Origin of the sequence: Pseudarthrobacter defluvii (assembly GCF_030323865.1) — a bacterium.
Lineage (GTDB): Bacteria > Actinomycetota > Actinomycetes > Actinomycetales > Micrococcaceae > Arthrobacter > Arthrobacter sedimenti.
This window is the reverse complement of sequence record NZ_CP066362.1, coordinates 2,244,944-2,267,313: the sequence shown is the minus strand read 5'-3', so window position 1 is coordinate 2,267,313 and position 22,370 is coordinate 2,244,944. Positions and strand designations below refer to the sequence as shown.

Annotated in this window: 20 protein-coding genes; 7 read left to right on the top strand and 13 right to left on the bottom strand. The window is 66.4% G+C overall.

The window, feature by feature from the left end; translation table 11 throughout:
* Nucleotides 1-14 precede the first annotated feature (14 nt).
* A complete protein-coding gene (gene ppsA / locus JCQ34_RS10440) occupies nucleotides 15-2,450 on the top strand; it encodes a phosphoenolpyruvate synthase (protein WP_286397396.1) in 2,436 nt (811 codons plus the stop codon).
* Nucleotides 2,451-2,521: 71 nt separating this feature from the next.
* On the opposite strand, the gene JCQ34_RS10435 is transcribed toward ppsA, so the two are convergent.
* The 4 genes from JCQ34_RS10435 to JCQ34_RS10420 form a co-directional block, all read right to left on the bottom strand.
* Entirely contained in the window at nucleotides 2,522-2,944 is a 423-nt protein-coding gene (locus tag JCQ34_RS10435; RefSeq protein ID WP_286397395.1) for an Hsp20/alpha crystallin family protein, read from the bottom strand.
* Nucleotides 2,945-2,957: 13 nt separating this feature from the next.
* Nucleotides 2,958-5,477, bottom strand: coding sequence for an HAD-IC family P-type ATPase (locus JCQ34_RS10430; RefSeq protein ID WP_286397393.1), 2,520 nt, complete (start codon nucleotides 5,475-5,477; stop codon nucleotides 2,958-2,960).
* Between the two features lie 23 nt (nucleotides 5,478-5,500).
* Nucleotides 5,501-6,367 (bottom strand): universal stress protein, encoded by an 867-nt coding sequence (locus tag JCQ34_RS10425; protein WP_286397392.1) that lies wholly within the window; start codon nucleotides 6,365-6,367, stop codon nucleotides 5,501-5,503.
* Nucleotides 6,368-6,437: 70 nt separating this feature from the next.
* Complete coding sequence (locus tag JCQ34_RS10420) at nucleotides 6,438-6,896, bottom strand: pyridoxamine 5'-phosphate oxidase family protein (protein WP_286397390.1); 459 nt, start codon at nucleotides 6,894-6,896, stop codon at nucleotides 6,438-6,440.
* Between the two features lie 271 nt (nucleotides 6,897-7,167).
* Here JCQ34_RS10420 and JCQ34_RS10415 point away from each other — a divergent pair, with 271 nt between their 5' ends.
* The gene (locus JCQ34_RS10415) at nucleotides 7,168-8,868 is read left to right on the top strand and encodes a GAF domain-containing sensor histidine kinase (protein WP_286404419.1); all 1,701 of its coding nucleotides are present in this window, start codon (nucleotides 7,168-7,170) and stop codon (nucleotides 8,866-8,868) included.
* A gap of 9 nt (nucleotides 8,869-8,877) precedes the next feature.
* On the opposite strand, the gene JCQ34_RS10410 is transcribed toward JCQ34_RS10415, so the two are convergent.
* Nucleotides 8,878-9,501 (bottom strand): response regulator, encoded by a 624-nt coding sequence (locus JCQ34_RS10410; RefSeq protein ID WP_286404417.1) that lies wholly within the window; start codon nucleotides 9,499-9,501, stop codon nucleotides 8,878-8,880.
* 338 nt (nucleotides 9,502-9,839) lie between these two features.
* Between JCQ34_RS10410 and JCQ34_RS10405 the strand changes: the two genes are divergently transcribed.
* Nucleotides 9,840-10,349, top strand: coding sequence for a universal stress protein (locus tag JCQ34_RS10405; protein WP_286397388.1), 510 nt, complete (start codon nucleotides 9,840-9,842; stop codon nucleotides 10,347-10,349).
* On the opposite strand, the gene JCQ34_RS10400 is transcribed toward JCQ34_RS10405, so the two are convergent.
* The 8 genes from JCQ34_RS10400 to JCQ34_RS10365 all read right to left on the bottom strand — a co-directional run bounded on the left by JCQ34_RS10400 (nucleotide 10,332) and on the right by JCQ34_RS10365 (nucleotide 18,728).
* Entirely contained in the window at nucleotides 10,332-10,835 is a 504-nt protein-coding gene (locus JCQ34_RS10400; protein WP_286397387.1) for a hemerythrin domain-containing protein, read from the bottom strand. The two genes, JCQ34_RS10405 and JCQ34_RS10400, sit on opposite strands and share 18 nt — an antisense overlap.
* Nucleotides 10,832-11,149 carry a DUF3040 domain-containing protein gene (locus tag JCQ34_RS10395; RefSeq protein ID WP_286397386.1) on the bottom strand — a complete coding sequence of 106 codons (318 nt, stop codon included), beginning with the start codon at nucleotides 11,147-11,149 and terminating at the stop codon, nucleotides 10,832-10,834. The genes JCQ34_RS10400 and JCQ34_RS10395 overlap by 4 nt, the downstream gene beginning before the upstream one ends.
* 40 nt (nucleotides 11,150-11,189) lie before the next feature.
* Complete coding sequence (locus JCQ34_RS10390; RefSeq protein ID WP_286397384.1) at nucleotides 11,190-11,444, bottom strand: SHOCT domain-containing protein; 255 nt, start codon at nucleotides 11,442-11,444, stop codon at nucleotides 11,190-11,192.
* A 161-nt stretch (nucleotides 11,445-11,605) separates the two neighbouring features.
* The gene (locus JCQ34_RS10385) at nucleotides 11,606-14,407 is read right to left on the bottom strand and encodes an HAD-IC family P-type ATPase (RefSeq protein WP_286397383.1); all 2,802 of its coding nucleotides are present in this window, start codon (nucleotides 14,405-14,407) and stop codon (nucleotides 11,606-11,608) included.
* A 49-nt stretch (nucleotides 14,408-14,456) separates the two neighbouring features.
* Nucleotides 14,457-14,924, bottom strand: a complete 468-nt coding sequence (locus JCQ34_RS10380; RefSeq protein WP_286397381.1) for a universal stress protein — start codon at nucleotides 14,922-14,924, stop codon at nucleotides 14,457-14,459.
* Nucleotides 14,925-14,999: 75 nt separating this feature from the next.
* Complete coding sequence (locus tag JCQ34_RS10375) at nucleotides 15,000-16,550, bottom strand: DUF4389 domain-containing protein (RefSeq protein WP_286397379.1); 1,551 nt, start codon at nucleotides 16,548-16,550, stop codon at nucleotides 15,000-15,002.
* A gap of 62 nt (nucleotides 16,551-16,612) precedes the next feature.
* Nucleotides 16,613-17,476, bottom strand: coding sequence for a universal stress protein (locus JCQ34_RS10370; protein WP_286397378.1), 864 nt, complete (start codon nucleotides 17,474-17,476; stop codon nucleotides 16,613-16,615).
* A gap of 106 nt (nucleotides 17,477-17,582) precedes the next feature.
* Nucleotides 17,583-18,728, bottom strand: coding sequence for an AI-2E family transporter (locus tag JCQ34_RS10365; RefSeq protein WP_286397376.1), 1,146 nt, complete (start codon nucleotides 18,726-18,728; stop codon nucleotides 17,583-17,585).
* Nucleotides 18,729-18,859: 131 nt separating this feature from the next.
* Here JCQ34_RS10365 and JCQ34_RS10360 point away from each other — a divergent pair, with 131 nt between their 5' ends.
* From JCQ34_RS10360 to JCQ34_RS10345, 4 genes are read left to right on the top strand one after another with little or no spacing between them, the layout of a single operon-like run.
* Nucleotides 18,860-19,291, top strand: coding sequence for a hypothetical protein (locus JCQ34_RS10360; RefSeq protein ID WP_286397374.1), 432 nt, complete (start codon nucleotides 18,860-18,862; stop codon nucleotides 19,289-19,291).
* A 52-nt stretch (nucleotides 19,292-19,343) separates the two neighbouring features.
* Entirely contained in the window at nucleotides 19,344-19,868 is a 525-nt protein-coding gene (locus tag JCQ34_RS10355) for a mycothiol transferase (protein WP_286397372.1), read from the top strand.
* A complete protein-coding gene (locus JCQ34_RS10350) occupies nucleotides 19,861-20,796 on the top strand; it encodes a ribonuclease Z (protein WP_286397370.1) in 936 nt (311 codons plus the stop codon). The genes JCQ34_RS10355 and JCQ34_RS10350 overlap by 8 nt, the downstream gene beginning before the upstream one ends.
* Entirely contained in the window at nucleotides 20,793-22,262 is a 1,470-nt protein-coding gene (locus JCQ34_RS10345) for a protein adenylyltransferase SelO (RefSeq protein ID WP_286397368.1), read from the top strand. Before JCQ34_RS10350 ends, JCQ34_RS10345 begins: the two co-directional genes overlap by 4 nt.
* Nucleotides 22,263-22,370 lie beyond the last annotated feature (108 nt).

Sequence of the window (22,370 nt, the reverse complement as noted above, 5' to 3'; positions counted from 1 at the left end):
TCCAGAATCAAGCCATGAGTGCCGCCGCAGACACGTCCCTGGCCAACGCCAACGTCAAGTGGATCGAGGACACCGGGATCGCGGACATCCCTTCCGTCGGAGGAAAGAACGCTTCGCTGGGCGAGCTGACCCGTGCGCTGCAGACCGAGGGGGTCCGGGTCCCCGAGGGGTTCGCCACCACCGCTGCCGCCTACCGGGCGTTCCTTGCTGCCAACGGCCTGGAGTCGCGGATCAGGAAGCACATGGAGGACCAACGTGCCGGAACATCCACGCTCCGCCAGGCCGGAGCGGCGATCCGTGAGCTGTTCCTGCAGGCCACCTTCCCGGAGGACATCGCCGCGGACATCCAGGAACACTACAGCGCCCTGTGCCGGCGGGCGGGGCAGGACCAGCTCGCCGTCGCTGTCCGCAGCAGCGCCACCGCGGAGGACCTGCCGGACGCCAGCTTCGCCGGCCAGCAGGAAACCTTCCTGAACGTGGCGGGCGCGCGGGCGGTCCTGGATGCCTGCCGGCGCTGCTACGCATCCCTGTTCACCGACCGCGCCATCAGCTACCGCGAAATGAAGGGATATGACCACCTGGACGTCGCCTTGTCCGTGGGGGTGCAGCGCATGGTCCGCTCCGACGTTGGCGCATCCGGGGTGATGTTCTCAATCGACACCGAGTCCGGGTTCCCCGGCGTGGTGGTGATCAGCGCAGCCTGGGGGCTGGGGGAGACGGTGGTCCAGGGGACCATCAACCCGGACAAGTACCAGGTGTTCAAGCCGCTCCTGGCAGAGGAGCGCTTCAGCCCCGTGATTGAGCGGGAGCTGGGCGCCAAGGAACGCAAAATGGTGTACAGCCAGGGCGGGGATGCGCGGACCAGGATGGTGGAGACCTCCGAACGGGAGCAGCGCACGCTGGTGCTGGATGACCGGGAGGTTGTCCTGCTGGCCCGCTGGGCCGCTGCCGTGGAGGAGCACTACGGGCGCCCGATGGACATGGAGTGGGCCAGGGACGGGGTCACCGGAGAGCTCTTCTTGGTGCAGGCAAGGCCGGAAACCGTCCAGGCCCGCAGGAGCACAACCACCTTCCGGACCTACCATCTTGCACAGCCCGGGAAGGTCCTGGTCTCCGGCGCCGCGATCGGCGACGCCATGGCCCGGGGCCAGGCGTGCGTGGTGCGGGATGCCAAGGACATCGAATCCTTCGTGGACGGCTCCGTGCTGGTCACCCGGATGACGGATCCGGACTGGGTACCCGTGATGAAGCGCGCGGCAGGCATCATCACGGACCACGGCGGCCCAACCAGCCACGCGGCCATCGTCAGCCGCGAACTGGGCGTGCCCGCCGTCGTGGGAACGCGCAACGCCACGGAAGCACTGTCCGACGGCGTCAAGGTCACCTTGTCCTGCGCGGAAGGCGAGGAAGGCCGCGTCTACGAGGGACTACTGGAGTTCTCAGTGGAAGACGTGGACATGCAGGCGCTTCCGGCCACCCGCACGGCCGTAATGATCAACATCGCAAGCCCTGCCGCGGCCTTCAAATGGTGGCGGCTGCCCGCCGCCGGCGTGGGCCTGGCCCGGATGGAGTTCATCATCAACAATTTGATCCGCATCCACCCCATGGCCCTGGTCCATCCGGAAAAGGTGGCGGACCCGGACGAGGCGGCGCTCATCCGGCAGCTGACCAGCGGCTACGAAGACCCCCAGGAGTACTTCATCGACGTGCTGGCCACCGGGATCGCGAAGATTGCCGCTCCGTTCCATCCCAAGCCCGTGATCGTCCGGTTGAGCGACTTCAAGACCAACGAATACGGCCACCTCATTGGCGGCAGCGCCTTTGAACGCCCGGAGGAAAACCCCATGCTCGGGTTCCGTGGCGCCTCCCGCTACTACAGCAGCCACTACCGCGAAGGCTTCGCCCTGGAATGCAAAGCCCTGAAACGCGTACGCGAGCAGGTGGGATTCGGCAACGTCATCGTCATGGTTCCCTTCTGCCGCACCGTCCGGGAAGCTGACCAGGTGATCCAGGCGATGGAGGAGCAGGGATTGGTCCGCGGCCGGGACGGCCTGCAGCTCTATATGATGTGCGAGATCCCCTCGAACGTGGTCCTGGCAGCGGAATTCGCCAAGCGCTTTGACGGTTTCTCCATCGGGTCCAACGACCTCACCCAGCTGGTGTTGGGGGTGGACCGCGACTCGGAGGAGCTCGCCGGGCTGTTCGACGAGCGGGATCCGGCAGTGATGGCCATGATCGCCGAAGCGATCAGCAAGGCCCACGCCGCCGGCATCAAGATCGGAATCTGCGGACAGGGGCCCAGCAACCATCCTGACCTCGCAGAGTTCCTGGTCAGCCAGGGCATCGATTCCGTGTCCCTGAATCCCGACACCTATGTGCGGACGCTCCCGGTCATTGCCGCTGCGGAGGCACGGATCGCGGACGGGCAGACTGCCAAGCTCGTGCTCTAGGCGCCAAAGTGCCTGGCTCCCCAGGGTTCATCCCCGGGAAGCCAGGCACCGGCGTCGTACTTAAACCGTCCTCAACCCCTGCTGATGGGGATCTTTGACGCACCGGCTTCCTGCTCCTGCTCCGGCATCGGAGCCCGGACTTCGAGGAGGCCGTCCTTGTACGAGGCAGTAATGTCGCCTTGCTGGACGCCGCTGGGGAGGGGAATGCGGCGCATAAAGGAGCCGTAGCGGAATTCGGACCGGTAGCTGTCCTTGCCCTTTTGCTCCTTCTTCTCCTGCCGCTCCGCCTTGATCGACAACACGCCATCGGCAACCGTGACGTCAACGTCCTTTTCCGGATCTATTCCGGGCAGTTCGGCCCGGACCACGAGCGTATTGCCGTCCATCATCTCCTCAACCCGAATGGCCGAAGAGCCCACATCGCCTTCGAACAGCCTCTCGATGACATCCATCGGAGAGCGCCGGGTATCAAACCATCTCATCAGGTCAGTCATTCTTGCCTCCTGCTCAAGTGGAAGCCGGACCATCGCTTCGCCCGGCAGTTCCACCTTCCCGTTCCCGTGCCGCCGCTTCCAGAGTCAAAGGTCCCAGCCCGCCCTGGTGGCCCGGAATGGATGGCCGCCGGGTGAACCGCCCCACCACCTCGATGGCCACGCAACCTGCGGCGGCAACCGAGGTGGAAAGGATCAGCAGGCCGGGGGGCGGCCAGTCCACCCGGAAGAAATCCTGTGCCACCGGGACGGTGAATAACAGGACCAGCCCTGAGTACATTCCGGCAAGGATCAGGACCTTGGTCGGGTGGAGGGGGCGCGATGCCACTACCAGGATCCACGCCGCCACCAGGCCAAGGGTCATGGTGGCCGCGGACTGCGCGGACTCTTCGCTGTATCCGCCCCACGTCTGGGCATAGCCGCTGACCGCAAGGACGCACAGGCCGGTGCAGATGCCGGCCGGCACAGCGAATGCGAGGGAACGCCGGAGGAACCCGGGAGCGTAGCGCTGCCCGCCGGGCTGCAGGGCCAGGAAGAACGCCGGCAGGCCGATGGTCAACCCATCCAGGGCCGACAGTTGCCGGGGCAGGAATGGAAAGGCCAGCAACAGGATGCCGGACACCACGGAAATGATGGTGGCGTAGACGGTTTTGCTCAGGAATACCAGGGATACACGCTCGATGTTGCTGATGGCCCGCCGTCCCTCGTCCACCACGGCCGGCAGCCGCTCGAAGCGCCCGTCCAGCAGGACCAGGCGGGCCACGGCCTTGGTTGCCGGGGAGGCCGAGTCCATGGCAATCCCCAGGTCGGCCTCCTTGAGCGCCAAAACATCATTCACCCCGTCCCCGGTCATTGCCACAGTGTGCCCCCGCCGTCTCAGGGCCTGGATCAGGTCCCGCTTCTGGGAGGGTGTCACGCTCCCGAAGAGGCTGTGGGCCTCCACCGTTTCCTCCAGTTCGACGGGATCTTGAGGAAGCCGGCGCGCGTCACAGGCGACGCCGGTCCCAAACCCCACCCCGCGGGCCAGCGCCCCCACCGTGCGCGGATCGTCTCCGGAGATGATCTTGACCGTTACCCCCTGCCGCCGAAAGTAGTCCAGCGTGGACGCTGCGTCCTGCCGGATGCTCTCTCGGAAAGCCAGCAGCAGGACCGGGACCAGGTCCGGCGGCAGTCCCGCGCCTGCGGCATCCGGGGGCAGCGGCGCCGGCAGGTACACCAGAGCCAGGGTCCGCAGGCCCGTTGCGGCCAGGGCTGCTGCCTTGCCGTGTGCCGTGGCGCAGCCGGGGGCGTGCAGCACCGCATCCGGTGCTCCCAGGATCCAGGTGCCGGCAGCTGCAGAGCCGGCTGCGAACGTCACCGAGCTCCACTTCCGGGCAGAGGAGAAGGGGACCAAGTCCTGCTCCTGCGCCGGAACCTGCACAGGGAAGGCTTTTCCGATGGCTGCCGCGGTGCTGCTGGCGTCCGCGTTGGAACCGAACCATTCCAGCGCCTGCCGCCACCCGGGAACAGGAACCGTCCCGGCGTCGTGGACGGCGTCAAACACGATGGAGCCGGAGGACAACGTGCCGGTCTTATCCAGGCAGAGGACATCCACCCGTGCCAGCACCTCCACGGCGGCAAGTTCCTGGATCAGTACTTTTTGGCGGGCAAGCCGGAGCCCGCCCACGGCGAATGCCACGCTGGTCATCAGGAGCAGGCCCAGCGGAATCATGGCCATGATGCCTGCAACGGAGCCCACGGCCGCCGGCACCCACCGCCCTGATGCCATGGCACCGGCCCACCCGCCCTGCTCCTGCATCTGCGCATTGGTAAGCAGCAGGGCGGTGGGAAGAAGCAGCCAGGTAATGACGGCAAAGACCTTCTCCAGGCCCCGCCGAATTTCGGATGTCACCAGGGAAAACCGGCGCGCCTCGGCGGCCAAACCGTAGGCAAATGTGTCAGGTCCCACCCGGAGCACGGTGGCCCGCCCACTCCCGGCAAGGATCAGGGAACCGGAGAGCAGTACGGCACCGCCCTGCTTGGGGACGGGCTCCGATTCGCCGGTCAGCAACGATTCGTCCACCTCAAGCGGGTTCCCGTCCAGCAGCACCAGGTCCGCCGTGACCTGGTCTCCGGCGTTAAGTACCACCAGCTCGTCCGGGACCAGCTCTTCCGAGGATATGGTTTCCCGGGCACCGTTCCTGACCACCGTGCTCCTGGCGGCATGCAAAATGGCAAGCTGGTCAAGCAAGCGCTTGGCCCGGTATTCCTGAATGATGCCGATCAGCGAATTGCTGATGGCGGACAACCCGAACAGCGCATCACGCCACTGGCCAAGGACCAACAGCAGGATGAAGCACCCTCCCACCACGCCGTTGAAAAGGGTGAAGACGTTGGCCTGGACAATCTCTCCGACCGTCCTGCTGGTAGCCGTGGGCACACTGTTGATGCGGCCGGCAGCAGTGCGTTCCCGAACTTCTGCGGTGGAGAGCCCCTCCCGGGCATGGCGCGCGTCCACGCCCGGGACCGGGGCCCCGTTGTCCCCAGCTACCGTCATGGCCTGGCCAGGCTGCTGACCGGTCAGTCCTGGTGCTGCTGCCTGTGCATGCGGGTGATGACCGTAGGGCAGGGCGGCTGGGTCAGCACCGCGTGTGCCGTGGACCCCAGAAGGAGCCTCTCAAAACCACCCTTGCCACGGCTGCCCAGGACCAGCAGACGGGCACCGGCAGCTGCACGGAGCAAGGCGTCCGCAGGTTCCAGGACGGTTTCCATCACGGTTTGCACCCTGAGATCCGGGTAGTCCTGCCGGAGGCCGGCCTCCGTTTCGGACAAGACGATCTGCTCCTCCTCCATCACGTGGGTGGCGAAACTGCTTTGCGGCAGTCCGGCGGAAATCCAGCGGTTGGGGCCGGTGAACGCGTAGAGGACCGTCAGTTCCTCTCCGAGGGAGTCAGCTTCTGCTGCTGCAAAGGCAACGGCCTGTGTTGATTCCTGCGATCCGTCCACGCCCACCACGATGCCGCGGCCGTGCTCCTGGGCATCACCGATGACAGCCACGGGGCACTCTGCCGCAGCCGCCGCCTGCAGGGCCCGGTCCGTTAACGCGCCGCGGTTGTGGCCGCTGGTGCCAAGGACCAGCATGCTGGCATTTTTGGAGTAGTCACCAAGGGCGGCCCCTACGCCGCCTTCCAGGAGCTGGAGGGTAACCTGCAGGCCCGGTTCGGCTGCGGTGGCCTTTTCGCCGGCTTCCTTCAGCAGGCCCAGGCCCGATTCCCGCAGGACTTCAAGGTAGGGCAGGACTTCGGCGGCCATCCACCGGTCGTCCACCACATTCACGACGGCGAGGGGAAGCTTGTGCCTGTTGGCCCGGGCTGCTGCCCACAACAGGGCGGCGTTGGACGCCGAGGAATCGGTGATGCCGACGGCGATTGGCTTGGCAAGTGCCATGGGGGACCATCCTTTGCGGGTTCTAATGGGGGAGTGTTCTGCTGGAGCAGGGAACCGTTCGCGTGCCGGCCTAATCCGCGGTCGGTTCCCGCGGCGGCCACCAGTGGGTCGGCGCGGCGATGACGAACCTGCGCCCACTGATCTCCTGCGGCGTGATCCGGATCAGGATGTTCTTTTGGCCGGGCTGCCAGGGTGAAAGCCCGGCATCCATGGCGTCCTGGGTTTCCTCGGCATCGGACACGATCAGCGCTTGCCCCTTGAGGATGACGCTCCAGGCAATGGTGCCGTACTGGTTCATCCCGTCGGCCTCGACGGCCACTGCTTTCCGTTCAGCGAGGGAGGCAAGCTTTGTTCCTTCGCCGGTGCGGATGAGCAGGGTGCCGTTGGTGGGGACGAAGTTCACGGGATAGTTCTCAATCGTGTCCCCGTCGGTGAAGGCAATCCTGCAAAGGGACGTCGAACGAAGGTATCGCCAGCAATCGTGGACGCCCAGTTCCTTGATTTCCGGTTCAGTCGCGGCAGTATTCATGGCCGTAGCCTAAAGCCGGGCGCCGCCCCCGGGCTAGGGAAGAAGGTCCCGCGCCCCCTAGCGCCCCCATTCCGGCACCTTGAGGGGTATTTTTCCCCGTGCCCTCCTAGAATTAGATGCGAAGAGCCTTCATGCTCAGGTGAAGGTGGAATTGGGGGCGGAGGCCGGCACTTCCGTTTCGAACACTTGGACCGCGCCAGGGACCTGCAGCGCCGCAGGTTCCTGCCGCAGGAGGTGGCACGTGAGTTCTGAGCAGCCTTGGCGCTCGCCGATGAGGGACAGAATGGAAGACCTGGTGCGGGACTTTACGGCCCGCGGGGATGAATTGCTGGACACGCAGGAACGGATCAACGGACTCTTGGCGGCGGTGGTGGCCCTCGCTGAGGACCTGAGCCTTGAAGCCGTCCTTGACCGACTTGTGCGGTCGGCCTGCGCCCTGGTGGGCGCGCGGTACGGCGCATTGGGAGTCATCGGAGAGGACCGAAGGCTGAGCCACTTCATCACGGTGGGAATCGACGAAGAAGGAATCCGATCCATCGGCGACCTTCCCACCGGCCACGGCGTGCTGGGCCTCTTGATCCGCGAGCCGAAACCCCTACGCCTCCATGACCTTGGCCAACACCCCATTACGTCCGGATTTCCCGCGAACCATCCGCCCATGAGGACCTTCCTGGGCGTGCCGGTCCGCGTCCGGGATGAAGTGTTCGGCAACCTCTACCTGACGGAAAAACAGGGCGGGGAGGACTTCACCGTGGAAGATGAAGACCTTGCGGTGGCCCTGGCTGCAGCGGCCGGAGTGGCGATCCAGAACGCCCGCCTGTTCGAAGACAGCAGCCGGCGGCAGAAATGGCTCGAGGCAGGGATGGAACTGAGCAGCAGGTTGATCATGACCTCTCACCCGGGGGATGGGGACAACCTGGATGTTGTTGCCGACACCGCCCTCAAGGTCTCGGACTCCGCGCTTGCAGTCGTGGCCGTTCCGGCCGGTGACGGCACGCTTCGCTGCCGTTCATGCCTCGGGGTGCAGGGTCTGCAGGCCGGCCAGGAACTCATGGTTTCACAAGCGGTATCGAGCGTCCTCGAGGGCGGCGGATCGTTGGTGGCGAAGGATCCGCGGCAGGTGTTCGAGGACGGGGTAGCGGAAAAGCTTGGCTCCGTACTCGTGTGCTCGCTTGGGCACAGCTCCAGCGACAATGGGGTCCTGCTGCTGGCGCGCGCACAGGGTACTGCTGTGTTCAGCCAGGCCGAGGCAGAGTCCAGCGCCATCTTCGGAAGCCGGATCGGACTAGCGCTGGACCTTGCCCGTGTGAACGCGTTGCGCGAACAGAACCTTCTGTTCACGGACCGGGAACGGATTGCCCGGGACCTGCACGATCTGGTCATCCAGCGCCTGTTTGCTGCCGGGCTGAGTATCCAGAGCCTGCGGCGCTACACCCTGGATCCGGTGGCGCATGAGCGCATCGCCGCCGTGACCACCGAACTCGATGAGACCATCCGCAAGCTGCGGGACACCATCTACTCCCTCCGCACAGCGGATGAGGAACGTGAACCGTTGACGGGCCGGATCTTGCGGGTGGTCCGGGAGAATTCCCGCAGCTACGCCCTGACCCCCAAGGTATCCCTGGACGGACCGGTGGACTCGATCCGCGAGGATGTGGCAGTGCATCTGTTGTCAGTGCTGTCGGAGGGGCTCAGCAATGCACTCCGGCATTCCGGCGCCGACGACATCCAGGTCACCGTTGCCGTGGGGCCTGGCGATGCTTCGGGTACGAACGGTGATGGCAGGAAAGCCCGTGCCGGGAATGCAGTCCAGCTCCTCATCCATGACAACGGCCGGGGGTTCGCCGAGCCCGGCCAGGTGAGCGGCCTGGCGAATATGCGCCACCGCGCTGAATTGCTGAAGGGCAGCTGCCTCATCGAGAGCGTTCCGGGGCAGGGCACGTCTGTGCGTTGGTCGGCACCACTCGGTTGACCTGTCCGGTCAGGCGGACTCCGGTGAGCTCCTGGTGACGTAAACGGCCGCCTGCGTCCTGCGCTCGAAGCCCAGTTTGGCCAGGATGGACGAAACGTAGTTCTTGACTGTCTTTTCCGCCAGGAACAGCTCGTCGCCGATCTGGCGGTTGGTCAGCCCCTGGCCGATCAGCGCCAGCACCTTCTTCTCCTGCGCGCTCAGGCCCTCCAACCGGGGATCTGTCGGTGCGGTGGAAAGCCCGGTGATGATCTGCTGCTCCATCCCCGGGTCAAACAGTGATTCGCCGGCAGCGGCCTTCCGGATCCCGGCCAGGAGATCGTCGCTCCTGATCTGTTTCAGGATGTATCCGGAGGCACCTGCCAGGACTGCCCCGCGCAGGGCCTGTTCGTCGTCGTAGCTGGTCAGGATCAGGCAGCGCAGGCGGGGATCGAGGGAACGAACGTCCCGGCAGACTTCGATGCCCGTACCGTCAGGAAGCCGCCCGTCGAGAATGGCAATGTCCGGGTGCAGGGCCGGGATGCGGCGGGTCGCTTCGGCCGCAGACCCGCTTTCGCCTACTACCAGGAACCCCTCGCCTTCCAGCAGGTCCTTCAGCCCCTGCCTGACAAGCTCATGGTCATCGAGGATGAACACGCGGACCGGCCCCAAGGATCCTGTTGGCTCATCAGTCCCTGCTTCATGCTTGTGCACCGAACGCTCCCAATGTCTTCAGGATCATGACCCCGCGGCATGCGGGGTAGCCCCGGGGAGGGCCTGGTCCCATTGTTACCCGGGGAGGCGGGTGCGGGAAGGGACCAAAGTCCACGTAACCGAATCCGGCCGCGCAATGGGCCGCGCAATGGCCCCTGCACGCGCGGACCTGATGACCTTCGGCCCTTCCCCGGGAAGTGTTTGTGGTCCATTCTGGGACGAGCCACAGGAGAGTATCCGGCCACAGGAAAGTACATGGCAAGTCAGCGATTGGAGCCGGCATGAGTGCCCTTGAACCGCACCCGAGGATCATCGTTGGGGTGGATGGATCCGAAGCCTCCGTCGCCGCGCTCCGGGTGGCCCGGGCCATGGCGGAACCCATGTCGGCGAAAGTCGAAGCGTGGGCGTGCTGGGACGTTCCGGCGGGCTACGGGGTGTACCTCGCCGTCGGGATCGAGGGGTTCAAGTATGCCGCGGAACAAGTACTCCACCAGGCCCTCGCAGAGGCTTTCGGGGAACTGCCTTCGTTCGTGCACCCCCGGCTGGTCCGGGGCAAGCCCGGCCCGGCGCTGATTGACGCCAGCCGCAATGCGTCCCTGGTGATCGTCGGCAGACGGGGACACGGGAGCTTCGTCCCGGGTTCGGTGAGTTCGGCGTGCGTGAGCCACGCGCACTGCCCGGTGCTGGTGGTCCACGGTCCGGAGGCAGAAGCTCCGGAGGCAGGGACCCGGGCAGAGGCGGCGGCTGAAGAAGTGGGCGGTGCCCATCCCCGTTCAGCCGTGGTGCCCTGACGGGCCTTCTCCCACCAGTTCGTGCAATCCCTCAACTGCATGGGCGAGTGACAGCCCGGAGGACTGGACGACGAAAGGCATCAGGAGGCGGTTCTCCTTGTCCAAATGCAGCGCGAAGATCCGCTGGATGGCGCCGGCCGCAACTGCCGCAGGGACCCCGTCGGCCGTCCTGAGTTCTTCGACCAGGCCGACGATGACGTGGTGCTCGGCCAGCATGCCGTCCACCAGCAGTTTGGCCTCAGGCATGCCGTGCGGCCCGCTGTAGAGCGGACCCTCCTCGGCCAGGGCATGGGGCACCAGTTCCTTGTCACACCAGTCGAGGAGGGTGGCCTGCGCAGCCTGCCCAGCGGCAGGGTCGCCCGCCTCCACGGCCTGGGTGAGCAGCCCTACCAGCCCGTTGAGGTGCCGCAGCATATCCGCATGGTGGGCCTCCACCGCCTGCAGCGCCTGCTGCTCGGACGAAAGGTCCTTGCCGTTCCCGTTCATTCGTTGTTGCCTTCCAGTTGCCCAACGTGCCGGTTCCTGCTGCGCAAGGACCACCGAAGGTCCTTGATGGCCCAGTAGGCGCCGCCGTTCATGACGGCAAACCCTGCGATGCCCACCGAAGGGACCCGGATCACCAGGCCAAGGAGGAGGACGCCGACGCCTGCCGCGAAGAGCAGTAATCCCCGGCTGATGCGGGTCCGGAGGGACAGCGCTGCGATATCCCGGCTGAGCAGGCCGGCGAGCCGGGGATCGTCTCCTTCCAGGCCATGACCGATCAGTTCGAGTTCGCGTTTCTCGAATTCAGAGAGTGGCACAGCTGCACCCCACTGTCCGTTGCCTGCGGGACCCACGAAATCACGTACCCGGCTGGCCACGCAGGACGGCCAGCCTGTTCTGGTATTCAACTGCGTCAATTTCCCCGCGGGCGAAGCGCTCGGCGAGCACGTCCTCCGCCATCCGCGGGGATTGCTGCATGGGGTGCGGGGAGGGTGCCCGCAGGGAACGGGCCAGCAGGACAATACCGGTGATGATCGCCCCCCAGACCACCACCATGCTGATGCTCATCAGGACATAGCCCCACAGGCCCATGCCGTCATTCCAGCCGTACACTTCCACTGCCTCCGGTTCCTGGAAGGCGGGCGCCAGCCGTCCGCTTTCCCTTTCAGTATCAGGCGCCGCCGGAGCGGGTGGGAGAGCCGTTGGTCCTGTTCCAGCACTGCTGGACCCGGTGGGAACCGCACCTGCTTATGCGGGCTGCTCAAGCCGCGGAACTAAAAGCCAGTGCGCCGGAAACGCTTGTCCACGGCGACCACGAGGGAGGCCAGCAGCGCCAGGCCAAAGATCCGCAACCAGGCGTCTGTGCCGATGGGGGCGGTGTGGAAGAGTTCGTTCATCAGCGGGGTATACGTGAGGGCCAGTTGGCCGGCTGCCTGGACCACGACGCCGAGGATGAGCCAGCGGTTGCCGAAGGGCCTTAGCCGCCAGGCGGGGCGGCTCAGGGACCGGCAGCTGAAGAGGTAGAACACTTCCACCGCCACGAAGAGGTTCACGGCAGAAGTGCGGGCCTGCGCCACGCCTGCGCCGGTGGCCACTTCGTGTTCAAAGAGCCACCAGGCCCCGGCGACCAGGAGAGCCGACACGAGCAGGATCCGAACGGTAAGCCCCAACGTCAGGAGGGGGCGGCCAGGTGCCCGCGGCGGGCGGGACATCAGGCCAGGTTCCTTCGGCTCAAAGGCGAGCATCAGTCCAAGGGCGACGGCGGTGGTCATGTTGATCCAAAGGATTTGGGTGGGCAGGATGGGCAGCGTAGCCCCCAGCAGGATGGCCACGAGGATCACCAGTCCCTCGGCCATGTTAGTGGGGAGGGTCCAGACCATGAACTTGGTCAGGTTGTCGAAAACATTCCTGCCCTCTTCGACCGCTGCCTCGATGGTGGCGAAGTCGTCATCTGTCAGGACGATGTCAGCGGCCTCCTTGGCCACCTCGGTTCCGGTGCGTCCCATCGCAATGCCCACGTTCGCCTGTCGAAGGGCCGGTGCATCGTTCACGCCGTCGCCGGTCATGGCCGCCACGTGCCCGCGGGACTGCAGGGCATCGATAAGGCGGAGCTTCTGCTCAGGGGAAACCCGGGCAAAAACCGTGGCCCGTTCCACGGCATTCGCGAATTCACCGGCCGGGATGGCGTCCAGCTGGGCGCCGGTCAGTGCGCTCCCGGACCCATGGTACGCGTCCAGCCCCACCGCCGCGGCCACGGTCACCGCGGTCCGCACGTGGTCCCCAGTGATCATCTTGACCCCCACACCGGCACGCAGGCAGGCCGCCACTGAGGCGGCAGCCGCCGAACGCGGCGGATCGTGCATCGCCTGGAGCCCGGTCAAGGTCATCCGGCCGTGCAACTCGATGTTGGAAAGGGTTCCGCCGTCCGCTGGAAGGCGCAGCATGGCGGTGGCCAGCACCCGCAGCCCGGTGTCGGCGAGCGCGTGTGCAGCAGTGAGCACGGCGTGCCTGCGGAGGGGCCTGTTGCCGCCGTCGCTGTCCATTTCGTGGCCGCATAGCTCCAGTACCCGTTCCACGGCGCCCTTGACGAACACGGTGACTTCGCCGCGGGTGGGCGTTGACGCGTGCAGTGTCGCCATGAACTGCCGCTCCGAGGTGAACGGCAGTTCGCCCTGCCTCGGATTGGCGGCCAGGAAATCCCGGACCCTGGCGCCGCCTTTCCCGGCCGCCACCAGCATCGCCGCCTCGGTAGGGTCACCCCGGGCCAGCCAGCCGGGCCCCTCGGGGCGGATGCTTGCGTCGTTGCAGGCTGCACCGCCCAGGAGGGACCAGTAGAGGGCCGCGTCCCGGTCCTTTGGCCGGATTGCCGCGCCAGGTTCCTGTCCGCCGGCGGTGCCGCCTGCGGTTGACGCGAGGATGTGCCCGTCCGGGCCGTAGCCGGACCCCGTGATGTCGTACCTGCCCGAGGGCGTCCAGAGTGCCCGGACTGTCATCTGGTTCTCCGTGAAGGTGCCCGTCTTGTCCGAGCAGATCACCGTGGTGCTGCCGAGCGTTTCGACGACTGGGAGCCGCCGGACCACCGCACGGCGCCGGGCCATGCGGCGGACACCGATGGCAAGCGTCACCGTTACGGCGGCGGGAAGGCCCTCCGGAATGGCGCCCACTGCCAGGGCGACGGCGGCCGTGAACATCTGTCCCGGCTGTTCCCCATGTGCCAGGCCGGCGAGGAAGGCCACGGCGGCGAGGGCAAGGATGGCTACGGTAAGCGTGGTGCTGAAGCGTGCCAGTTTCAGGGTCAGCGGCGTGGCCACGGGACGGACGGAGCCCATGAGGCGGTGGATTTCGCCGAGTTCGGTTTCGCCGCCAATGGCGACGACGATTCCTGCGCCGCTGCCGGCGGTCACCAGCGTGCCGCTGTACAGCATGTTCCTCCGGTCGGCCACGGGCGTGACCTGCGGGAGTACCACCTGGTCCTTGGACACAGGATCGGATTCTCCCGTGAGCGCGGATTCATCCACCCGGAGGGCGGACAGGCGTACCAGGCGCAGGTCGGCAGGTACCTTGTCTCCTGCCTGGAGCAGCACAAGGTCTCCGGGGACCAGGTCCTCGGAGGGGACCTGCTTCCGTTCGCCGTCGCGCATCACGGCGGCGTGTGTGCGGACCAGCGAATGGAGGGCATCCAGGGCTGCTTCTGCCCGGACTTCCTGGATGAATCCGATGACCGTGTTGACCAGGACTACCGCGAGGATGACCCCGGAATCCAGGAATTCACCAAGGAAAGCAGTTATCACGGCGGCGGCCAACAGGACGTAGACCAGCGGATTGTTGAATTGGCGTCCCAGCTTGCGGGCGATGCCCCCGGTGTGCCGCCGCGGAAGCTCGTTGGTCCCGAATTGCACCCTCCGGCGCTCCACCTCGTCGTGGCCCAGGCCTCTGGCTGCGTCCGTTTCGAGCAGGAGTACCACTTCGTGGACAGGCAGGCCGTGGTGGGCAGGATCGGACGAATCGTTCTGCCTCCGGCGGCCGGCAGGGGATGGCGGCAGCGGACTCCGCGGCCGTATTTCTCTGGCCGGCACTGTCCTCACCTGCCCCCGGGCCGCAATACCTTGCCTGCGGCTGTCCCGGTCAGCCCTTCCTGGAACCTTCGGAGTGCTCCTCGGGGGTGTGAACCACCAGGACGGGGCAGTGGGCGTGGGCCACGATGGCTGAGCTGACGGAGCCCAGGAGCAGGCCGCCGAAACCGCCGTGCCCCCGGCGCCCCACCACGATCATGTCGGCGTCGCGGCTGGCATCGATCAGCGCTTCACGGGGGTGGCTGCGGACCAGGGTCGAGGTGACGTTTGACGGCGTCCCGGCTCCGAACGCCTGCTCCACCGCATCGTCCAGGATCTTCCTGGCCCCCTCCTCGAAGCCTTCGATCCCCATCATCACGTAGCCGTCGTACATCTGCGGGTACTCCCAGCAGGCCACCGCCTGGACCTTGGCGCCCAGCGGAGTGGCCAGCCGTTGCGCCTGGCGCAGCGCCTCCACGGAGGCTTCCGAACCGTCAACCCCCACCACGATTCGGGCGATTGGTGCCCCGGCAATGCTCATGTTCGCTCCCTTGGTCGGACCCGCGCTGTCACGCCTATCATGCCCGCACGGGAGGTGCCGGGCTAGGGCCTAAGGTCATGGCGCGCCGGCGGGCGGAGCAGCGGCCGGCGGCATGGCCGCTCCGGGCCCCTCAGGTTCGGCGGCGCCCTGGTCCAGCCGGAACGGCGGGTATTCGTCCCGCATCAAAGCGGTGTAGGCAAGGACCCGGTAAATCCAGCGGTTGACGCCGAGGATGAAATCGAACAGCGGGCGCTGGTAGCGGCCGGTGAACAGCAGGATCACTGCCGCGATAAGGACCAGCACCCCAAGCAGGGACGGTCCCGTTTCCTGTACATAGGTTGTCCCGCCGAAGTTGTTGTCCGCCCGCCAGCGCCACGTGGTGTTGGTAAAGGCGGCGATGACCAGCAGGTGCGGGATCGAGAGCAGCCACCATTTCACCAGGACCAGGCCGCGGGACAGCCGCTCGGGGTAGTCCACGTCAAAGTCGGCGGGGTAATTGGTGCGCCTGAGGGTGAACGGCGGGTACAGGTCCGTGCCGACGGCGGCGTAGGCGTAGAACGCCACCCGCCAGTTCCACCGCATGACGCCGACATTGAAGTCGAACAGCGCCCGCGGGTAGCGGCCGGTAAACAGGATGCCGAACCCGGCCACGATGGTTGTGATGACGAAGGCGAACCAGAGGAAGAAAAGGAGGATGAAATGCGGGATGGCCAGGAACCACTTCACCAGCCACATCCACCGCGACAGGGCGGGATCCAGCTCACCGAAGAGCCTTGCAGGGTAGCCGGGACTGCCTGGTACCGGGGCGAACGGCCCGGAGGGCGGTGCGGCCCCGGGTACAGGCGGTGCTCCCGTCACCGGCACGGGATATCCGGGTGCGCCTGTTGCCGGGCCTCCGTACGGTGGCTCACCGTACGGAGGGCCACCGGAAGGGGGTCCTGCGGGGGCCGGCGCGGCGTGCCGTCCAAGGCCGGACGCCCCAAAGATGATGAGGGGTATGCCGATTACCAAGGCAACGATTCCGCCAACCAGCAGGCCCGTGGCTGCCGGCTGGAACAGGTCCGAGTGGAAGCCTGCCTGCAGCTGCACATCCACCCCTTGGGAGGCGTCGGCGTTCATCACCACGACTTCCCAGGTGCCGGGCGCGATGTTCCAGGTGAGCTCCTGTTGCCCGGAACCGGAAGCGGAGGCGGTCCAAAAGCGCTGGTCCGTCGGGGGCGCTGCCGGATTCCCGCCCGGCACGTCCCGGTAATCCGCACGGAAGGGCTGCTGCCGAATGTTCAGCAGCTCCGAGTGGTGCACGCCTGACAGGTACTGCTCCACGTCGGCCTGCGGACCGATGCCAATGAACACCGGCTTGTCCGGTGTCACTGATGCAGCCCGCAGCCTCAGCTTGCCGATGTCAAAGGGCAGCCTGCCGGGAACGTCCTCGCCGATGGCATCGGCCCGCGGCGAGGTGAGGGCAAAGGAATTGACGGAAAAGCGTGACATACCGGACGTCAGGTAGCCGTCGCCCTGGATGGTTCCCACCGCTGACGCTACTGCTCCGCCTGCCAGTGCAGCCAAACCGGGCAGGGTGATGAGGATCCCGAGGATCAGCATGATGATGGCAGCGGGCTTTTTCATGGCGTCAAACCTTCCGCCTACGGAATACGGAGTGCCGGCAGGAAGGCCAGCAGGCGGTGCACCTACACAGTGAGGGCAGCGTCGGTCCGGGTGATAATCACGGGGCACGGAAGGTGCTTCAGGACGCCATGCGCGGTGGAACCGAGCAGGAGGCGCTTAAAGGCCCCCTTGCCCCGGCTGCCCACCACCAGCAGCCTCGCCCCGGCGGCGGCCTCGACAAGGCCGGCAACCGCGCCCCGTTCGGTTTCGAGCCGCTGGTGCACCACCAGGTCCGGGTAGTCTTCCTTGAGCCCTGCCACCGCTTCGGAGAGCACCACGCGTTCCTCGTCGGCGATAAGTTCGGCCATGGCTGCGGGCGAGAGCCCGGCGTCGATGATGGGATCCGGCACATCAACGGCGTAGACGACGGTGAGTTCGTCGCCTTCGCGGTCTGCCTCGGCGGCCGCGAACGCAACCGCCTGGGTCGATTCAGGGGATCCGTCGACGCCGACCACCACTCCGGACCTGCCTTCGAGGTCCTGGGTTCCGACGACGGCGACAGGGACCTTGGCGGCCGTGGCCACCTGGAGTGCGCGGTCGGCAAGGGTGCCGCCGAAATGGCCGCTGCCGGAACCCATGACCATCATCGAGGTCCTCTTGGAGTACTTTGCAAGGGAACCGCCCACACTGCCGGTGAGCAACTCCGTGTCAGGGCTGACGGGAACCGTTCCTTCGAGGCGTCCGGCGGCTGTCTTCAGGAGTTCCTCCCCGGCCTGCTGAAGGGTTCCAAACCACGGATACGGTTCGGCAACCCACCGGTCATCCACCACGTGGAGGATTACCAGCGGCAGGTCCGCACGGTGGGCGCGGCGGGCGGCCCACAGGACGGCGGCCTGGCTTTGCGCTGAGTCGTTGGTGCCCACAGCGATGGGTTTCCGGGATGTCATGGCCGCACTTCCTGCCTGTCGTGAACTGGCTTCTGCCATTCAAGACTGGCCCGGGCGCCACCGGCGCTCTAGGGCCGAAAGTCACGGAAGCGCTGTTCAGGGCGCTTCACGCCCCTGGCGCTGCCGGAGCAATAGGCTCCGGGCCGGGGATGTCCCTTTCGGCCAGCGTCTTGTAGATGGTCCAGCCGACGGCGGTCAGCGGCACGGCGAGCAGCGCACCGATGACGCCGGCCAGCGTTGCCCCCGCGGCCAGTGCCAGGATGATCACCAGCCCGTGGATCCGCAGGACCCGGCCCATGAAGAGGGGCTGGAGGAGGTGGTGTTCCAGTTGGTTGGCGGCAACGAGGATCACCAGGACCACCAGCGCGGGAACCGGTCCGTTCTCCACCAGGGCCACCAGCACCGCCAGGCTGCCGGCGGCGGTTGCGCCGATAATCGGGATGAAGCCGCCCAGGAAGACCACCGCGGCAAGGGGGACTGCCAACGGAACCCGCAGGATCAGGAGCCCGGTAAGGACAATGACGGCGTCAATGGCTGCGATGATGAGTGTCCCCCGGACGTAGCCGCCCAGCACCACGATGCTGCGTTCGGCCGCCAAATGTGCCTTGCCCTGGCGGGTCCCGGGGAGGAATCCGATCAGGAAGCCCCGGATCTTCTCGCCGTCCTTCAGGAAAAAGAACAGGATCACGGCTGTCAGGACTGAACCTGCCACAATCTCCCCGGCCGTCCGCAGGCCCGTCAACGCGTCGGCCCCCAGGCTTCCTCCAGCGAGGAACTTCTGGAACTCGCCGCGGGCTGCGTCGATCTGGTCACTGGTCAGGGCCACGGGGCCGGTGGTGATGAACTGCTGCAGCTGGCCAATACCTGCTTCTGCCCGGGCGGCCAGGACGGAGGCCTGCTGCCGGACCAGGGTGATGATGCCACCCACCACTCCGGCCGCCACCGCCAGGATCACCAGGAACGAAGACAGTACGGCCAAGGCGCGGGGCCAGCCCCGTGCCGCAAGCCAGCGGACGGCAGGAGACATGGCCGACGCCAGGATCAACGCAACGAGCACCGGGATGGTAACCAGCGGGACACGGATGGCAGCCGCTACCGCCACCCAGGCAAGCGCCAGGACGGAAAGTGCCTGGATGGCCCGGATGCTGGCCCGGCCCAATCCGTCGGTCCACAGGACGGACATCCGGGTGGCGAAGGACTGGAGCCGGGGCGGCTGTGCCGCGGGCCCGTCGGGGGACATATTCGGTTGCATGCGGTTCTCCTTGCTGGCCATCACGTTTTCTGCCCCATTTGCCTGTCCCTTACCCATTACGGTTCACATCCATCCCGGTTCGTCAGTATGCTTACTATTGTCCGCTGAACGGCAACCGGAAAGGCACCATCATGACTGAGCAGAACGTCCCCGACGATGAGCTGGAAGTTGTGGAGGAGGACGACGTGCTTCTCGATGAAACTCCCGGCGCGGCGTCGTCCCTGGAACTGGACCCTGTGATGGGGGAACCCGACAATTACCCGGGTGCTGCGGAGAACAATCCGGAACGCTGGCAGGAGGACCCCCTGTTGCAGGACGAGGCCGTCTCCGGTGAAGAGGAGGACTTCCTCAGCGACCAGACGCTGCGGGACGAAAGCGCGCAAGCCCGCTACCGCTCCGGCGATGAGCAGGTGCCGCCGGACGCCCCCACGCTGGGGGAGGCGGCGGCCGACGTCGATTTCGGCGAAAACCCCACAGGCCCCGAAGCGGACGCCAGCGACGACGAGGAAAACTTCGGCGGCTCGCCTCTCAGCCAGTTCGAGCCGGACGACCTGGAACGCTAGCGGCCTAAGGCTGCGGGCCCAGCTGGGCCCGCAGCGGTGGGAAGGGGAAGAGATGCAATCCAAGGAACTGCTGCTGGAGGCCTTCGACCGGCTCCCCGCTCTCGTTCGCCAGGTGCTGGAAGGACTCGGCGAGGTGGACCTGCAGCGCCGTCCTGCCGGTAACGGCAATTCAATTGGCTGGCTGATCTGGCATACGGGCCGGGTGGAAGATGCGCAGGTAGCCTCCGCCTCGGGGCTGGAGCAGGTTTGGACGGCAGAAGGCTTTGTATCCCGTTTCGGTCTCCCTCTTGCGGAGCGGGACACCGGCTACGGCCACACCAGCGAACAGGTGGACGCCGTCATGGCGCCCCGCGAACTGCTGCAGGAATACTACGCGGCGGTCCACCGGCAGACCGTCCAGGTCCTGCAGGGTATTGATGATCCGGACCTGGACCGGGTGGTCGACAAACATTGGGATCCGCCCGTAACCCTCGGAGTGCGGCTGGTCAGCATCCTGGGGGATTGCCTCCAGCACCTCGGCCAGGCAGCATATGCCAAAGGGCTGCACGCGGAGCCGGCAGACGCCCCCGGTGCGTGAACTCGTGGTGCTGGGCACGGCCTCCCAGGTTCCCACGCGCACGCGGAACCACAACGGCTACTTCCTGCGCTGGGACGGCGAGGGACTTTTGTTCGACCCCGGTGAGGGCACCCAGCGCCAAATGATCCATGCCGGGGTGGCGGCAAGCCAGATCACCAGGATCTGCCTCACGCACGTACACGGAGACCACTGCTACGGCCTGCCGGGCGTCCTGTCCCGGATGGCACTGGACGGTGCTGCACACCCCGTCCACCTTCACTATCCGGCCTCCGGGGAGCAGATTGTCCAGGCCCTCGTGGCTGTAAGCTCGCCCGGCATCGACCTGCGGCTCCATCCGCACTCCGGTGCCGGCCCTGTGGCGGACGGCCTGGAGGTCCGGCCCCTTAGGCACCGCATCGAGACGTACGGATACCTGCTCACCGAGCCTGACGGCCGCACCTTCCTTCCGGAGCGGCTCCGGGCGGCAGGAATCGAAGGGCCCGACGTGGGCCGGCTGCAGCGCAAAGGCTCCCTCGGCGCCGTCGCGCTGGAGGACGTGAGCATTCCCAGGCCCGGCCAGCGCTTCGCGTTCATCATGGACACGGCACCGTGCAGCGGCGCGGAGGAACTGTCCGATGGCACCGACCTCCTGGTCACCGAGTCAACATTCAGCAACGACGACGGCGGGCTGGCGCAGCAGTATCTGCACCTGACCGCCGGGCAGGCAGGGGATCTGGCGGCGTCCGGAAAGTCCAGGACGCTGGTGCTTACCCATTTTTCCTCACGATACGGCGACGACATGTCCCTGCTTGCGGAGCAGGCGCAGGCACGTGCTGCAGGGACCGCGGTCATCGCAGCCCACGACCTGCAGCGCATAGCCGTTCCCCCGCGGCGGCACCTGGTGCGGGAAACAGCGGACCATTATGACGGCGATAGGGTTAAACCATGACGGCAGCAGCTGAATACACGGTGGCTTTTGACGGCCGCTTCGCGCGTGAATTGTCGGAACTCGCTGTTCCCTGGCAGGCCGAAGAAGCCCCCAGCCCCGGGCTCCTTGTCCTCAACGAGAAGCTTGCGCGTGAGCTGGGCCTTGACCCGGAGTACCTGCGCAGTCCCGAAGGCGTGCGGCTCCTGGTGGGGAATCACATTCCACCCGGCGCCACTCCGGTGGCGCAGGCCTACGCCGGCCACCAGTTCGGCGGATACTCACCCCTGCTCGGTGACGGACGGGCACTTCTGCTGGGCGAGGTCACGGACCGGAACGGACGCCTCCTTGACATCCACCTCAAAGGCTCGGGACGCACGCCTTTTGCCCGGGCCGGGGACGGGCGGGCCGTCGTCGGGCCCATGCTGCGTGAATACCTCGTCAGCGAGGCCATGTACGCCCTGCACATCCCCACCACCCGTTCGCTCGCCGTCGTGGGGACGGGCCGCCAGGTCCGGCGCGACGATATGCTGCCGGGCGCCGTCCTGGCCCGGGTGGCAAGCAGCCACCTGCGCGTGGGCAGCTTCCAGTACGCGCGTGCCACGGAAAACATGGAGCTCCTGAAGCGGCTGGCCGACCACGCCATCAGCAGGCACTACCCCCACGCCGCTGACGCCGACAACCCCTACCTGGAACTGTTCGCCTCTGTCGTCTCGGCCCAGGCGGAATTGGTGGCCCGTTGGATGCTGGTGGGATTTGTGCACGGGGTCATGAATACAGACAACATGACCATCTCAGGGGAAACCATCGATTACGGCCCGTGCGCGTTCGTGGACGCGTTCAATCCCGCCGCCGTCTACAGTTCAATCGACGTCAGCGGCCGCTACGCCTACGCCAACCAGCCGGTTTTGGCCGAATGGAACCTTGCCCGGCTCGCCGAGGCGATGCTGCCGCTCATCGACGAAGACCAGGAGAAGGCGGTTGGCCCGGCGGTGGAGGTGCTTGGCGGCTTCCGGGGGCAATACAGCAGGGCGTGGACCAGCGGGATGAATGCCAAGCTCGGCCTTGGCAGCGGCGGGGGCAGTGACGGGGAAACCACGTCCGCGCTGGTGGACGGCGCCATTGACATCCTGAAAGACGGCCCCGTGGACTACACCCTCTTCTTCCGTAACCTTGGCAAGGCGGCCCGGGGCGACCTTCGCCCGGTCCGCGGCATGGTTCTTGATCTGGCCGCGTTCGATTCCTGGGCGGAGCGGTGGCAGGCACTTGAACCGGACGCGGAGCTGATGGACAGCGTCAACCCGGCGTACATCCCCAGGAACCACCTTGTGGAGGAGGCGCTGGCCGCTGCCACGGGCGGAACCCTGGCACCCTTGCAGCAGCTGCTGGAGGCAGTCAGCGATCCCTTCACCGAGCGGTCCGGGCTGGAACGCTACGCGGAAGGCGCCCCTGAAGATTTCGGCAGCTACATGACCTTCTGCGGGACCTGACAGCTGCGGATGCGGAGGGCAGATGCGACAGGAGGGCGGCAGCCGGTGTACCGGCTGCCGCCCTCCTGTTTCAATGCCTGCGCGGATGCGCGCCTTCGGTTGCGCGAA